General features: G+C 71.0%; 11 protein-coding genes. 7 read left to right on the forward strand and 4 right to left on the reverse strand.

The window, feature by feature from the left end:
• Positions 1 to 60: 60 nt before the first annotated feature.
• A complete protein-coding gene (locus tag WMF12_RS29950) occupies positions 61 to 1,533 on the reverse strand; it encodes a DUF5050 domain-containing protein (RefSeq protein WP_437850887.1) in 1,473 nt (490 codons plus the stop codon).
• Positions 1,534 to 2,217: 684 nt separating this feature from the next.
• Between WMF12_RS29950 and WMF12_RS29955 the strand changes: the two genes are divergently transcribed.
• Together WMF12_RS29955 and WMF12_RS29960 are read left to right on the forward strand one after the other, a co-directional pair.
• Positions 2,218 to 3,054 carry a hypothetical protein gene (locus tag WMF12_RS29955; protein ID WP_437850889.1) on the forward strand — a complete coding sequence of 279 codons (837 nt, stop codon included), beginning with the start codon at positions 2,218 to 2,220 and terminating at the stop codon, positions 3,052 to 3,054.
• 46 nt (positions 3,055 to 3,100) lie between these two features.
• A complete protein-coding gene (locus WMF12_RS29960) occupies positions 3,101 to 3,829 on the forward strand; it encodes a hypothetical protein (protein ID WP_437850891.1) in 729 nt (242 codons plus the stop codon).
• A 170-nt stretch (positions 3,830 to 3,999) separates the two neighbouring features.
• Here WMF12_RS29960 and WMF12_RS29965 read toward each other — a convergent pair whose 3' ends face one another.
• Positions 4,000 to 4,266, reverse strand: coding sequence for a hypothetical protein (locus WMF12_RS29965; RefSeq protein WP_437850893.1), 267 nt, complete (start codon positions 4,264 to 4,266; stop codon positions 4,000 to 4,002).
• Between the two features lie 474 nt (positions 4,267 to 4,740).
• Positions 4,741 to 6,378 (reverse strand): glucose-6-phosphate isomerase, encoded by a 1,638-nt coding sequence (locus WMF12_RS29970; RefSeq protein ID WP_437740098.1) that lies wholly within the window; start codon positions 6,376 to 6,378, stop codon positions 4,741 to 4,743.
• A 143-nt stretch (positions 6,379 to 6,521) separates the two neighbouring features.
• On the opposite strand from WMF12_RS29970, the gene WMF12_RS29975 reads away from it, so the two are divergent.
• The 4 genes from WMF12_RS29975 (at position 6,522) to speD (ending at position 11,418) form a co-directional block, all read left to right on the forward strand.
• Positions 6,522 to 9,461: a 2-oxoglutarate dehydrogenase E1 component gene (locus tag WMF12_RS29975; protein ID WP_437740099.1), complete on the forward strand. Its 2,940-nt coding sequence runs from the start codon at positions 6,522 to 6,524 to the stop codon at positions 9,459 to 9,461.
• Positions 9,458 to 9,928 carry a PaaI family thioesterase gene (locus WMF12_RS29980; protein ID WP_012238299.1) on the forward strand — a complete coding sequence of 157 codons (471 nt, stop codon included), beginning with the start codon at positions 9,458 to 9,460 and terminating at the stop codon, positions 9,926 to 9,928. The genes WMF12_RS29975 and WMF12_RS29980 overlap by 4 nt, the downstream gene beginning before the upstream one ends.
• A gap of 219 nt (positions 9,929 to 10,147) precedes the next feature.
• Entirely contained in the window at positions 10,148 to 10,918 is a 771-nt protein-coding gene (locus WMF12_RS29985) for a hypothetical protein (RefSeq protein WP_437850895.1), read from the forward strand.
• An 80-nt stretch (positions 10,919 to 10,998) separates the two neighbouring features.
• A complete protein-coding gene (gene speD / locus WMF12_RS29990) occupies positions 10,999 to 11,418 on the forward strand; it encodes an S-adenosylmethionine decarboxylase (protein ID WP_437850897.1) in 420 nt (139 codons plus the stop codon).
• 96 nt (positions 11,419 to 11,514) lie between these two features.
• On the opposite strand, the gene WMF12_RS29995 is transcribed toward speD, so the two are convergent.
• On the reverse strand, positions 11,515 to 12,939 hold the full coding sequence (locus WMF12_RS29995; RefSeq protein WP_437542572.1) for a peptide MFS transporter: 1,425 nt from the start codon (positions 12,937 to 12,939) through the stop codon (positions 11,515 to 11,517).
• A 491-nt stretch (positions 12,940 to 13,430) separates the two neighbouring features.
• Between WMF12_RS29995 and WMF12_RS30000 the strand changes: the two genes are divergently transcribed.
• Positions 13,431 to 14,564, forward strand: coding sequence for a hypothetical protein (locus WMF12_RS30000; protein ID WP_437850899.1), 1,134 nt, complete (start codon positions 13,431 to 13,433; stop codon positions 14,562 to 14,564).
• Positions 14,565 to 14,666: the final 102 nt, after the last annotated feature.

A 14,666-nucleotide genomic window follows, 5' to 3' on the forward strand; every position in this document is an offset into this window, starting at 1 on the left:
GCGACCACGAGGGCGAGCCACGCGGGCGCGCCCTCGCGGTCACAGCCGGGCCACGGAGGATCAAGGAGCGTGGTAGGACGCGACTTGCCCCTGGTAGCGGTAGTCGCCGGCGTTGGACCAGAACACGCCCTGCCCCTCCGGGGCGATGACACGCCAGGGGACGGGCTGTTCGAACGCCAGCAGGACGGTCCTGTTGCTCTCGAGATCGTGCGCGTTGACGCTGCGGTTCCCGCGCGTGTCCGTGGAGAACAGCGTCGAGCCCCGGAGGGCCAGCCCCGCCATCGAGTCCCCCCTGTGGATCAAGGTCTTCTGTCCTCCGGCGATGGGCGCCTTGAACACGCCGCCGTCGCCGGCGTTGGCCCAGTAGACGAACTCCGCGTCCACCGCGATCCCGGCCGGCTCGGCCTCGTTGTCGGCGATGACGGTCATCCCCCCGCCCGCCTTCGCCACCTTGTAGACCTTGTTGGTCGCCGCGCCGCCGGTCCAGTAGAGGTTCTCCGCGTCCTGCGCGAGGTACGCGGGCCTCCCGGCGCCGGACGCGAGGACGGCCGGCTCGCCGCCGTCGAGCGGCATCGTGAAGAGGTTCTCTCCATCGCCGTCGCCGAAGTAGATGGCCGACGCGTCGCCGATGACGCTCACGACATAGCCGATCTGGGCCAGCGTCTCCACCTCCAGGGTCGCCTTGTCGACGCGCCGGAGCGCCGAGGGGATCACCGGGTCATCATCGCCGCCGCTCGCCCAGTACACGTGGGAGTCGTTGACCCACAGCGCCTTGGGATCGGGATCGGCGGGGATCATCGCCTCTGCCTCGGCGGTGCCCAGCCTCACCCGGTAGATGAATCCGTCGTTGTTGTCCCCGGTCGCGACGTCCTCGGTGCCGCCGCTCGCGAAGTAGAGGAAGGACTCGTCGGCGGCCAGCGCGCTCGGGTAGCGGTGCAGGCTCGCCATCGGGGTCGCCAGGATCATGCCTGGATAGATCCTCGAGAGGCGGTCGGTCTCCGTGACGACGCTGTCCCTCGAGACGTCGTGCCGCGCGAGCGGCGCGAAATCGTCCGAGCCCTCCTGCGCGGTGAAGCCATAGGCGCCGAGGACCGCGCTTTCGCCCAGCTCCGCCCTGAGCTCGACGGTGATCGGCAGCGTGAGCGTGATCGGCCTCTCGAACGTCAGGCCCTCCGGGCCGAGGACGTACATGGGCCCCACCGCGCCCTCGGGGGCCTCGTCGATGCGCTGGATGGTGATCACCGTGTTCTCGTTCACCGCGCCCGGCGGCACCTCGATGGTGAAGCCGTCGTCCGCTGTGAAGGTCCCGCCCTGCGCGTCGACGGAGAACTGCTCGCCGGCCCCTGGCTGCGCGCCGGTCCCTGACGTGGCGCCGCCGCCGGTATCGCCGCCGCTCGCATCGCCGCTGCCGGTGGTGCCGCTGCCCGTATCGCCGCCGCCCGTGGCCCGATTGCCCTTGTCCGTCCCTCCGCACGACGCGCTGCTCAGCGCGGCAGCCGCGCACGCCAACACCACGAATAAGGTCCTTGTCATCGTTTCGCTCCTCCGCGGGCGGTCGTCGCCGCCATGTCATGGAAGGCCATGGTTCTGCCGAGCTCGCCACGGGGGCGGCTGCGACATCACCCTTGATCAGACAACAGCGTAGCGCCCGATGGGGCGGTGGCGAGCTGAGCCAGAGCAGGTGAGAGACATACAGTCTTTACCTGTCAGGGTTATCCCAGGCGTCCACTTGCCATAACCCTTACGCATCGTGGTTGTCCCAGGGGTCCACTCGCTACAGTCCTTACCTGTCAGGGTTGTCCCAGGTGCACGGCTCGACCGCGCGTCGCCGGCGGCTCATGACTCGTGGCGGCGGGGCGACGGCGCCGCGCGGGCGTGCAGACCACGCTCGGCGATGGCGGGTATCGCGCTGGCGAGCGAGGGGCGCGAGGGCACCGTCGGCGCCCGGAGAGCGGCAGCCCAGCATGCGCCGAGGGGCGGGGCCTCGCGGGCTTCGCGACGACGAGCGCCTCCTCCGGCGTGCAGCGCATGGCCGAGGGGTGGCCCATCGTCGGCCGGAGCGGGTGGCCGGCTCGCCAGCGTCGGGGCTCCCAGCGGGGCGCCCGCCCGCACTGTGCGGGCGGATTGAGTTCGTGAACAGTCTGCGTATCCTGGCCTCGCTGCACCGAAGCCACCCGCAGTCCTTGGAGTCGTCGCGCGAGCGCGACGGGAGCCAGCATGCCGATCGGGCAAACGAAAGGGAGTATCGTACCGCTGCGCCGCGACGCAGCGCCGCGCGTTCGCGGCGTGCAGGCCGCCGCGGTGCTCGCGGCGCTGCTCGGGCTCGCCGCGCCGGCGGCCGCGCAGGCGCAGGCCGCGCCGCCGAAACCGGCGCGCGGCGACGCGGCGAGGCCCGCCGCGCCAGGCACGACGCCCGCGGCAGCGGGGGCCCCGATCGCTCCAGCGCCCGCCCATGTCGCTCCAGCGCCCGCCCCTGTCGCTTCGGCGCCCGCCCCTGTCGCTCCGGCGCCCGCCCCGATCGCTCCGGCGCCCGCCCCGATCGCTCCGGCGGGCGGCGCGCTGGTGCCCATCCCGCAGGGTTACTACCTGCCGGCGCCGCCGCTCCCGCCGTGGGCCAACCCACGGACCATCGAGTACGAAGAGGGGGACCCGATCCCGCGCGGCTACGCGCTCCGGACCAGGGCGGACCGCAAGCTCGCCACGGCGGGGCTGCTCACGTTCGGCATCCCGTACGCGCTCACGTTCACGGTCGCAGGCATCGCGTCGTTCGACGACGACGATTTCGACGAGTTCGGGCCGCTGCTCATCCCGTTCGCCGGCCCGATGATCGCGATCGGGACCCTGGAAGCGGAGGGCGCGGGCATCTTCTGGCTCACGATGGACGCCGTGACCCAGGTGGGCGGGCTCATCCTGTACGCCGCCGGTCTCGCGAACGAGGACGTCTACCTCGAGCGCCAGTTCACGGTGAGCTCACGCGACCCTGGGCTCGCGGCGTCCCGCTGGCCTGAGGTCTCGATCGGCGGGTCCTCCGCTAGCCTCCGATGGAGATTCTGAGCTGGTGCCCCTGCGCCGACAGCCCTCACCCCGAAGGGAGACGCACGTGACCGCGATCCGCACCGCCCTCTCGATGGCCGCGCTGTTTGGCCCGCTCGCGCTCGCAGCGCCGGCCACGGCGGAGAGCGACGCCCCCCCGTCCGCGCAGAGCGCGGCGCCGTCTGGCTACGCGCCGTCCCCTGCCGGCGCGCCACCCGGCTATGCGCCACCCGGCTACGCGCCGCCCGGCTATGCGCCGCCCGGCTACGCGCTGCCGCCTGGATACGCGGCGCCGCCTGACCACGTGCCGCCCGGCTACGTGCCGTATGCGCCGTCCGTCATCCTCGGCATGCCGCGAACGTTGACCTTCACGGAAGGCGGGATCCGGCCGGCGGGCTATCGCGTCGAGACGCAGATGAACCGCCGGCTGGTGGTCGCGGGGTCGATCGTCCTCGCCAGCGCGTGGGCGCTCTCGGCGCTGACGGCAGGGAGCATCCTCAGCGAGGGAGGCAGCGACGCCGTCAGCTACTCGCCGATGCTCGTGCCCGTGGGCGGCCCGTTCATCACGCTCGGCACGGGCGAGGAGGTCGATGTCGACCGCGACGACGGCCGGCTCGCCGCCGCCCTCCTCCTCTTCGACGGGGCCACGCAGGTAACCGGCTTCGTGCTGCTCGTCGCGGGCCTCGTCGGCAACCAGCGGGTCTGGGTGCGCGACGACATCCCGCGCAAGGTGTCGGTCCAGGCCCCCGAGCTCACCGTCGGCCCGACGGGCGCGACCCTGCGCATGAGCTTCTGAGGATCGCGCTCGCGTGAGCTAGCGAAACGGGCGCTCTGCTGTTCCCCAGCCGCGCTCGTCGCGACAGATTGCCCCCCTGCCCCACCATTGGTCCCCAACGTGGGCGTGAACGTGGTCGTGGTCGTCAACGGCTCGTTCGTGAACGTGAACGTCCCCCGGAAGTGCCTCTCTCATCTCCCACGATTCACCTCGCTCAGCGCCATCTTCGTGGGCAATTTCGACGCAATCCGGAACTCGGTTGCGCAAAATCGAACGGAGAAGGCGACAATCGTCGACCAAGGGCTCGGCAGAACGTTCACGTCCACGGTCGTGTCGTCGACGACCACGACCACGACCACGACCACGACGGTGACCGATGGTGGGGGGCGGGTTTCGTGCTCTGAGCCTTTGATCGCCTGGCGAAGGGAGGGTTTGCCTTGGCCGGCATCATATTCCACGCATCAGACAGCGACTTCTTGGTCATGAGCCTCTTCAGGAGTCCAGTTCCGTGAAACCATCGGACGTTGCAGGCAGCCGGGCCCAGGCGATCACTCGGTGTCGGTTGGCCGATCCCCGAACAGCGACGGCTGCACCGGTGCTCGCAGCTTCCGCCTCGACGAGATCAGGTCGAGCTGACCGGCCGGCTGCCCTACCATGTCACGACATGCCCGACGCCTGCTCCGCGAGGCACACGCCCATGTCCGACATCCCCGCGGGCCTGCTCCGCGAGGCACACGCCCATGTCCGACATCCCCGCGGGCCTGCTCCGCGAGGCACACGCCCATGTCCGACATCCCCGCAGGCCTGCTCGGCCACGCACCTGCCCATGTCCGACATCCCGCCGCCTCATCCACGAGGCCCTCGCCTATGTCGCACCCGCGCGGCGCGGAGCGCGCCTCGCCGGCGTCGCTCCGCGCCGCGCGGGCGCCCCCTCAGCGCGCCAGACGGTACGTCGCGTCGAACGGCGAGCCGCCCTGCGGAACCTCCCGCGCGACGCCGCGCTCCGGGTTCGCCGCGAGATGGCGCAGGATCCAGAAGACCGTCTCGACGTCGTCCGCGCCGGCCGCCTTCGCGACCTCGGCGAGCGACAGCGCGCGGCCCGCGCTCGCGCCGAGCGCCGCGAGCACCTTGGCCTGCAGGTCGAGCACCTCCTGCGCGGCCTTCTTGCCGGCCTCGACGCCGGGCTGGTGGTACGCGTTGATGCCCACGAGCGACGCGTACAGGCCCACCGCGCGCTCGTAGAGCGCGATCAGCATGCCGACGGCGCGCGCGTCGACCGTGTCGATCGTGAGCGTGATCGACTCGCGCCCGCTCTCGGTCAGCGCCTTGCGCGTCCCCTGGAGGAAGCCGTCGAGGTAGTCGCCGGTCGTGACGCCGGGGTCGACCTCGAGCACGCCGCGCGACGGGGCGCGATCCCGCAGCACCTCGATGAACGTGACGAAGAAGTTGTCGAGCCCGTCACGGAGCTGCTGCACGTACGCGTGCTGATCCGTCGAGCCCTTGTTGCCGTACACCGCGATGCCCTGGAAGACCTCCTTGCCCTGCCGATCGAGCCGCTTGCCGAGCGACTCCATCACGAGCTGCTGGAGGTAGCGCGAGAAGAGCTCGAGCCTGTCCTTGTACGGCAAGAGCACCATGTCCTTCCGGCCCGCGCCGCCCGTCGCCGAGTACCAGGCGAGCGCGAGCAGCGCCGCGGGGTTCCGGGGAACCTCCTTCGAGCGCGTGACCTCGTCCGTCTCGCGCGCACCCTGCAGCATCTCGACGATCGACAGCCCCTGGAGCGCCGCGGGCAGCAGGCCGACCGCCGACAGCTCGCTCGTGCGCCCGCCGACCCAGTCCCACATCGGGAAGCGGGCCAGGAAGCCGTGCTTCGTCGCATACCGGTCGAGCTCGCTGCCCTCCCCCGTCACCGCGACCGCGTGCGCGCCGAGCGAGAGGCCGAGCCGACGGTACGCCGCCTCGAGCTCGAGCATCCCGTTGCGCGTCTCCTTCGTCCCGCCCGACTTCGAGATGATCACCGCGAGCGTCGCGCCGAGATCGTCCCCGATGGCGTCCAGCGTGCGATCGATCCCGTCAGGATCCGTGTTGTCGAAGAAATGGATCTGCATCCGATCGGCCGGCGTCCCCAGCGCCGAGGCGACGAACTGAGGCCCGAGCGCCGAGCCGCCGATCCCGACGACGAGCACCCTGCTGAAGCGGGCCGCCCGCTCCGGCCGGACCCGCGCCGCGTGCACGTCCGCGGCGAAGCTCAGGATCCGCGCGTTCGTCTCCTCGATCGCCGCGCGCAGCGCCGCCTCGGGCGCGAGCTCCGGCGCGCGCAGCCAGTAGTGACCGACCCGGCGACCCTCGTCGGGATTCGCGATGCTCCCGCCCTCGAGCGCCGCCATCTCCGCGAGCGCCGCCTGAATTCGCGGTTCCATCGTGGTAAAAAAGTCGCTCCCGAAGCGGATCCGGCTCACGTCCAGCCAGAGGCCGAGGCTGGGCTCGTGGAAGAGGTGGTCCCGGAAGCGATCGAAGGGGAGGACGGCGGGCGCCGGTCCTCGACCCGGGGTTCTGCGGTCTTGATCCATGGCCCCCTTCTACCGCTTCTCCCTACCGTTTCTCCAGGCGGTCGAACCCCTTGCCCGGACGATGTTCCGCCCCACGAGGCGAAGTCATCGGAAAACGACTCTAGCGTGCCGGCCCGACACGCGTTATTTGCACGCCGACCACGATGCAGCTTGATTTCGGAATCAATGCAGGGCTCGTCGAGGAGCTCTATGCCCAGTACCTCGAGAACCCGGAGTCGGTAGACCCCGGCTGGCGCTCGTTCTTCGAGGGAAAGAACGGCGGAGCGACGCCGAGCAGGCTGCCCGCTCCGGCGGCTACGCCGACCATCCCGCACCAGGTGCTGCGGCCCGGGAACGGGCACGGCTACGGGAACGGGAATGGCAAGACGAACACGAACGGCGAGGCCGCGAAGACGCTGGAGGCCGCGTTCGCGCGGACGCTCAGCGAGCACCCGAGCTCGCCCGAGTCCTCGCGCGATCTCAAGGTGCTCGCGGAGGCCGCGATCAAGGCGCGCGTCTACGCCCTCGTGAACGCCTACCGCGTGCGCGGCCACCTCTTCGCGCACGTCGACCCGCTCGGCCTGCCGCCCGCCACGCCGCCCGAGCTCGACCTCACGAACTTCGGGCTCCGGGTCGAGGACCTCGAGCTGCCCTTCCCGACGACCGACCTCGCCGGCGTGCCGCCCGTCCTCACGCTGCGCGAGATCATCCGCCGGCTCGAGGAGACGTACTGCCGCTCGATCGGCGTGGAGTTCACGTTCATCGAGGAGCCCGAGGCGCGCCAGTGGCTCCAGCAGCAGATGGAGTCGACGCGCAACCGGCTCACGCTCGACCGCCAGAAGCAGCTCCGGATCCTCACGAAGCTCTCCGACGCCGAGATCTTCGAGCAGTTCATCCACAAGTCCTACGAGGCGGGGACGAAGCGCTTCTCGCTCGAGGGCGCCGAGAGCCTCATCCCGCTGCTCGACCTCATCATCGAGCGCGCGGGGGCGCACGAGGTCGACGAGATCGTGGTCGGCATGGCGCACCGCGGCCGGCTGAACGTCCTCGCGAACATCATGGACAAGAGCCTGCGCGAGATCTTCGCGGCCTTCGAGGACAAGAACGCGGAGCGCCACCTCGGCAGCGGCGACGTCAAGTACCACCTCGGCTACTCGACCGATCGCACGCTCGAGAACGGGCGCAACGTCCACCTCACGCTCACGTTCAACCCGAGCCACCTCGAGTTCGTGAACCCCGTCGTGCAGGGGCGCGTCCGCGCGAAGCAGGACCGCCGGCTCGCCGACGGCGCCGCCGACGCGCGCCGCCGCGTGATGCCGCTGCTCATCCACGGCGACGCGGCGTTCATCGGGCAGGGCGTCGTCGCCGAGACGCTCAACATGATGAACCTGAAGGGCTACACGACGGCCGGCACGGTCCACGTCATCGTGAACAACCAGGTCGGGTTCACGACCGATCCGATGGAAGGGCGCTCGACCCGCTACGCGTCCGACATCACGCGGATGCTCAAGGTCCCGGTGTTCCACGTGAACGGCGAGGACCCGGAGGCGGTCGCGCACGTCGCGCAGCTCGCGATCGACTACCGCACGCGCTTCGGCTCCGACGTGATCATCGACATGTACTGCTACCGGCGGTACGGCCACAACGAGGGCGACGAGCCGCGCTACACGCAGCCGCGGATGTACGCCGCGATCGACAAGAAGCCCACGGTCCGGCAGGTGTACGTCCGGCGCCTCATGGAGCTCGGGCAGGTCACCGAGGAGAAGGCCGACGAGATCGTCGTGCGGCGCCGCGAGGCGCTCGCCGCCGCGCTCGACGAGGTGAAGCAGAAGGGCTTCGCGCCGGTGCTGTACTCGATGGGCGGCGTGTGGTCGCACTACCGCGGCGGCGCCGACCACGCGACGCCGGAGGTGCCGACGAGCGTGCCGGCCGAGAAGCTCATCGCGCTGTCGGAGAAGCTCCTCGAGCTGCCCGAGGGCTTCAAGGCGCACCCGAAGGTGCTGCCGACGCTCCAGCAGCGGCACGACAAGCTCGTCGCCGGCGAGCCGTTCGACTGGGGCACGGGCGAGATGCTCGCCTACGCGTCGCTGCTCGCCGAGAAGACGCCGGTGCGGCTCTCCGGTCAGGACGTGCAGCGCGGCACCTTCAGCCACCGGCACGCGGTGCTTCGCGACGTCGAGACGAGCGCGCGCTACGCGCCCCTGTCGCGCGTGGCCGAGGGGCCGGCGCGCTTCGAGGCGTTCAACAGCCCGCTCAGCGAGGCGGGCGTGCTCGGCTTCGACTTCGGCTACAGCCTCGACTACCCGGACGGGCTCGTCATCTGGGAGGCGCAGTTCGGCGACTTCCTGAACGGCGCGCAGGTCATCGTCGATCAGTTCCTCACGTCGAGCGAGGACAAGTGGCACCGGCTGAGCGGCATCGTGCTCTTCCTGCCGCACGGCTACGAGGGCCAGGGGCCGGAGCACTCGAGCGCGCGCATCGAGCGCTGCCTGCAGAACAGCGCCGAGGACAACATCCAGGTGTGCAACCTGACGACGCCGGCGCAGCTGTTCCACGTGCTGCGGCGGCAGGTGCACAGGCCGTGGCGCAAGCCGCTCATCATCGCGACGCCGAAGAGCCTGCTGCGCGTCCCGGCGACGTCGAAGGGCCCGCACCGGCCCGTGTCGACGATCAAGGATCTCTCCGAGGGCAAGTTCCACCGCGTGCTGCCCGACACGAGCGGGGTCGATCCGGCGGACGTGAAGCGGGTGCTGCTCTGCTCGGGCAAGGTCTACTACGACCTCGCGCTGGCGCGGGAGACGCGCGGGCTCAAGGACGTGGCGATCCTGCGGCTGGAGCAGCTGTTCCCGCTGAACGAGGAGATCGTGAACGCGCTCGCGCCCTACAAGGACGGCACGCCGCTCGTGTGGGTGCAGGAGGAGCCGCGCAACTACGGCGCCTGGTACTACATCCTCGCGGTGCTCCGGCAGCGCATCGGCGACCGGCTGCCGCTCTCGTGCGTGAGCCGCGCGCCGAGCGCGAGCCCGGCGACCGGCTCGCGCGCGAGCCACCTCCTCGAGCAGAAGATGCTGATGGACGAGGCGTTCGTCGGGGGCACCCGGTGAGCGGCGACGCGGCGAGCCTGCAGGACAGGTACTCGCCGCAGGGCCGCTGCTTCGGCTGCGGGCCGGCGAACGACAGGGGGCTCCGGCTGAAGAGCCGCGTCGAGGGCGACGCGGTGGTCTGCGACTTCACGCCGGAGCCGCACCACGAGGCGTTCCCCGGGATGCTCAACGGCGGCATCATCGGGGCGCTGCTCGACTGCCACTCCAACTGGACCGCGGCTTACCACCTGATGAAGGCGCGGGGGGCCGACGCGCCGCCGTGCACGGTGACGGCGGACTTCCACGTGAAGCTGAAGAAGCCGACGCCGCTCGGCGGCCCGGTGCACCTGCGGGCGCAGGTCGCCGAGGCGGAGGGCGACCGCGTCGTGGTCGAGGCGACCCTGGAGGCGGGCGGGCGGGTCACGGCGACGTGCCGCGGGACGTTCGTGGCGGTGAAGGAAGGGCACCCGGCCTTCCACCGCTGGTAGGCGCGGGCTGACGCGCGGCGCGGGCGGCTGCCGCCGCTCGTCGACACACGCACACGCCGGCTGACGCGCGGCGCGGGCGGCCCGTCCGCGACCGGGAAGGCGTTGCTCGCCGCCTCCGTGGCACACGCGATGCTCGCGCCTCGGCGCGCGGCGTTCCCGGCGTGGCGCGCGGATCGGATCCGCCGTCCTCACGGCGCCGCGCAGCGAGGAGGATCCGCAATGAAGGCAAACACCGGGGTCGCGATCGCCGCGGGAGCGGTCGCCGTGCTCTGCGGGAGCGTCGCCGCTGCGCAGGACTTCGGGGGCGACGTCCCGCCGAGCTACCTGCGCTCTCCGCTGGGGGCGCCTGCCAACGCGCTCGAGCTCGGCCTCAACCTCGGATACGCGCAGGGGTTCGGCGACATCGGGAGCGAGCGGCGCCTGCGCGACGTGGCGGGGCCGGGGGCGGGCGTGGGCGTGAAGCTCGTCTACCGCGCGGTGCCGAAGGTCGGCCTCGGGCTGACGTCGAGATACGAGCAGTACATGGCGCAGGGCGGGGAGCAGGGCGGGGCCGACGTGCGCGGCGTGACGCTGGGCGCGGAGGCGAGCTTTCACCTGGCGCCGTTCGAGCGCGTCGATCCGGTGATCTCGCTGGGTACCGGCTACCGGGCGCTGTGGACCGCGGCGCGGCCGGGGGTGTGGGCCGCGGCGCCGGCGGGGGTGTGGGCCGCGGCGCCGGCGGGGGTGTGGGGCGACACGGTGACCCACGGGATCGAGCTCGGGCGACTCCAGGTGGTGATCGACGTCCGCATGTCCGAGAGCGTCGCGCTGGGGCCCACGATCGGCGGCGGGCTCAACCTGTTCCTCTGGGAGAACACCGCGGGGTCGATCCGCGGCTGGGAGGTCCCGGGCAGGCGCGTGAACAGCTTCGTGTTCGCGGGGCTCGAGGGGCGCTTCGACCTGGGTGGGCAGCGCGTGCGGGAGGTCGTCCAGGTCGCGCGGCGGCCCTAGCGCGGCGGGGGGAAGGGCGTGCCGAGCGGCCCAGCCCGAGGAGGGCCTGCCCCCTTCGTGAAACCGATTCAGGTTCCGCGGTGCCCGGGCTCGGCTACCCTGGGCGGCCGGCGCGGGCCGTCGCGCGCGCCCGCTCACCGATGCAGCTCTTCGTCGCTCTTGCCCTGTTCGAGGGCTGTCCCTCCGACTTCCTGAACAGCCCGGCCGCGCTCCGCGGGGCGCTGGAGGCGGCCGTCGCCGCGGGCTCGTTCACCCTGCTCGAGATGGTGGTCGTTCCGTTCTCTCCGCAGGGCATCACCGCGTGCGCCGTCGTCGGCGAATCGCACGTCGCCCTGCACTCCTGGCCCGAGTCGGGGCGGCTCTTCGTCGACGTCGCCTCGTGCAGCACGCTGGAGAGCGTCCGCCGCGCCGTCGCCGCCATCGGGAGCGCGCTGCCCGAGGGGCGGCTCGCGACCCTCGACGAGCGGATCGTCGACCCCGCCGGCGCGCGGGCGCCCTGACGCCGCGCCGCGCCCCCGTGGAGAGCGCGCGGGCGCCCTGACGCCGCGCCGCGCCCTCGCGGAGAGGGCGCGCGGCCGCGCCGGGCGCGGTGCGGATCAGTGCTGGCCGAGCACGCGGCGGAGCGGCTTGTTGAACGCGAACATCGCGGCGCCGGCGCCGAGGCCGAGGAGGGTGAGCATCAGGAAGAACATGTCCTTCGACCAGCGCTCGTAGAAGATGCCGATGTAGCCGCTCAGCGTGTTGCCGAGGAAGCTCGAGACGAACCACATGCCCATCATCATCGACACGATCCGCACCGGCGAGACCTTGGTCACGAGCGACAGGCCGATGGGCGACAGGTAGAGCTCGCCGATCGTGAGCAGCAGCGTGCAGAAGACCGGCCAGAACAGGCTGCCCTTGCCGTCGCCGACGGCCTGCGCGCCGACGATCATCACGATGAACGACAGCCCGAGGATGGTGCAGCCCAGGGCCATCTTCGAGACGCTCGTCGGCTCGGAGCCCCGCTTCGCCTGCCAGCGCCAGAAGACGTCGAGCAGGGGGGCGAACAGGATGATGCAGAGCGGGTTCACCGACTGGAACCACGTCGACGGGATCTGGAAGCCGAGGACGGTGGGCCACACCGTCTTCTCGTCGGCCCAGCTCTGCATCGTGTTGCCCTGCTGCTCGTAGACCGCCCAGAAGACGACGTTGAGGGCGCAGAGCGCCACGAGCGCGCCGACGCGCTGCCACTCGTCGCCGGAGAGCGGCTGCTTCTGCTCGCCGACGCCCTCCGCCGTCTTCATCAGGTTGTCCTTGGCGAGGTACTTCTGCCCCGCCAGGTAGACGACGAGCCCAAGGCACATCCCGACGCCCGCGGCGGCGAAGCCGTAGTGCCAGCCGTAGACGGCGGCCAGGGTGCCGCACACGAAGTTGCAGATGAAGGCGCCGAGGTTGATGCCCATGTAGAAGATGGTGAAGGCGCCGTCGCGGCGCGGATCACCCTTCGGGTACAGGCTGCCGACCTGGGTCGAGATGTTGGGCTTGAACGCGCCGTTGCCGAGGATGAGCAGGAGCAGCGCGATGAAGAACGAGTTCTCGAACGCCATCACGAAGTGTCCGATGGCCATCAAGACGCCGCCGATCACCACCGTCTTGCGCTGCCCCCACACCTTGTCGGCGAGGATGCCGCCGAAGAACGGCGTGAGGTACACGAGGCCCGTGTAGAGCCCGTAGAGCATCGACGCCTGCTCGCCGGGCGCGCTCGGGAGGAGGCCCTTGATGAACTGCCAGGCGAACACCGTGGTCGGATCACCGGCGACGAGATCGCATGGCTGCGCGTGCTGCCGGCACCCCTGGTAGGCCTCTCGCGCGGTGACGAACAGGTAGTTCGCCATATACAGCTTGAGGAGGCCGCGCATGCCGTAATAGGAAAAGCGCTCCCACATCTCCGCGAAGAAGAGGATCACGAGCCCCGGCGGGTGCTTGAAGCGCCTCTCGAAAGCGGTGACGGGGAGGGCCGGCTCGATTGCTTGCTCGCTCAATGCTGTCTTCTCCACGAGCTGGGACCACGCTGCGTGGTGGTCGGGCGATGCGGGGGATCGTGGGGCGCGCTGCCCCTCGGCACGGGGATGCTAGACGATCCGCGACGACCACGTCACCCCCATGTTGCGCACAGCGTCGAGCCGGGTGAACAGGGTGTCCACGTAGGCGGCCCTTCGGCCACGGCCGGAGGACAGGTGGGCGGGACGCTCCGGTCGGCTCTGCGATAGGCGACGCGGTCGCGGGCCGGCGAGCGGCCGCTGCCGCGGGCGGAGCGAGCGCCGGTGCTGGCGGACCAGCCGCCGCTCCGACGCCGCCCGGCGACGGCGGCCGCCGCGGATGGACCGCGTCAGCCCGAGCCGTCCTCGGTTGTGCCGGGAGCGTCCCCTTCGCCCCGGGCTCCGCCCTGGCCGCGCGAGGGCGCCCTCCCTCTGAAGGCGAGATCCGCAGTCGAGGCTTCCCGTGAGAGGCTGTCGGCCGCAAATGATTCGTGATGCAACATCTCCAAACTCGCTATGTCCCGAGGGACATCGCACGTTCGACGGGTCTCCTGTGGATTCTTCTTCTCCCTGCCTGCGCGGGCGTCGAGCCGTCGCCGCCGGAAGCGTGCGCTCCTGGCGAGGAGCGCTTTCGCGGGCGGTGCGTCCAGCCCGCCGCCCGCTACGAGCCCGAGGAGCGCGTCGACCGGGACAACGTCGTCGCCTTCGGCGCCGAGCTCACCCGGCTCGCGCTGCCGGAGCCGCCGCGCAGCGGCTTCAGGATCATCGCGCCGCCGCGGCTCATGGCGCCCGGCGAGGAGGCGACCTTCTGCGTGTCATGGCCTTTCCCCGCGATCGAGAGCACGACCGTCCACGCGGCGCGCGTCTACGCGACGGCCGGGCTACATCACAGCAACGTGATCGCCAAGCCGGTCAATCCATCGTTCGGGCCGAACCCCTACCCGGGCTGCCATCCTGGCGCCGACGATCCCTTCGGTACGCTGCCGGCGGCCATCCCGGACGTCCTCTTCGCGAGCTCCACGCAGGTCGTCGGCGAGGAGACGCTCGTCTTCCCGGAAGGGATGGGCTTCACCCTCGAACCGTCCCGCGAGATCGCGACGAGCGTCCACCTGCTCAACACGTCGCCCGAGCCCGCGGTCGTCGAGCTCGCCTACGACTTCTTCACCATGCCTCTCTCGGAGCGGACGGAAGAGCTCGCGCCGTTCGTCTTGAGCGTCAACGACTTCCTCGTCCCGCCGCGCGCCACGCAGACCGTCGGCACGACGTGCTCGACGTTCGGCGGGAACATCGTCTCTCTGATGCCGCACACGCACCGTTACGCCGATGCCTTCGACGTCGACGTCGTCCGCGCGGACGGGGGCGAGGCGCGCGTGTACGAGGGCGGGGCGTTCGATCTGGAGAGCGACATCGAGGTCTACCGGCCGGCGCTCACGCTCGGCGAAGGCGACTCCCTCCGGTACGCGTGCAGGTTCCGGAACACGTCGGACCACGATCTCACGTTCGGCTACGGGGACAACGAGATGTGCATGCTGTTCGGGTACATGTACCCGCCCGAGAAGCAGCTGGCGGGGATCTCGCTGCGCGATGGGGAGCCCTGCATCTCGCTCGGCCTCGGCGCGCTCCGGTGAGGCGCTTCGTCGCCGCCTGATCCCCGCGCGGGCGCGGGCCAACGCCCCCGCCTCCTCCAAGCGAACGGCGCCATGCGCAAGAACGTATTCTTGCATACATAC

The organism is Sorangium sp. So ce363 (assembly GCF_051520435.1).
GTDB classification, from domain to species: Bacteria; Myxococcota_A; Polyangia; order Polyangiales; family Polyangiaceae; genus Sorangium; species Sorangium cellulosum_B.

What these genes read in the sequence shown, in the direction of transcription:
- WMF12_RS29975 (WP_437740099.1), top strand. Translation starts at nt 6,522, where the DNA reads ATGCAGCTTGATTTCGGAATCAATGCAGGGCTCGTCGAGGAGCTCTAT.
- WMF12_RS29985 (WP_437850895.1), top strand. Translation starts at nt 10,148, where the DNA reads ATGAAGGCAAACACCGGGGTCGCGATCGCCGCGGGAGCGGTCGCCGTG.
- WMF12_RS29970 (WP_437740098.1), bottom strand. Translation starts at nt 6,378, where the DNA reads ATGGATCAAGACCGCAGAACCCCGGGTCGAGGACCGGCGCCCGCCGTC.
- WMF12_RS29955 (WP_437850889.1), top strand. Translation starts at nt 2,218, where the DNA reads ATGCCGATCGGGCAAACGAAAGGGAGTATCGTACCGCTGCGCCGCGAC.
- WMF12_RS30000 (WP_437850899.1), top strand. Translation starts at nt 13,431, where the DNA reads ATGCAACATCTCCAAACTCGCTATGTCCCGAGGGACATCGCACGTTCG.
- WMF12_RS29950 (WP_437850887.1), bottom strand. Translation starts at nt 1,533, where the DNA reads ATGACAAGGACCTTATTCGTGGTGTTGGCGTGCGCGGCTGCCGCGCTG.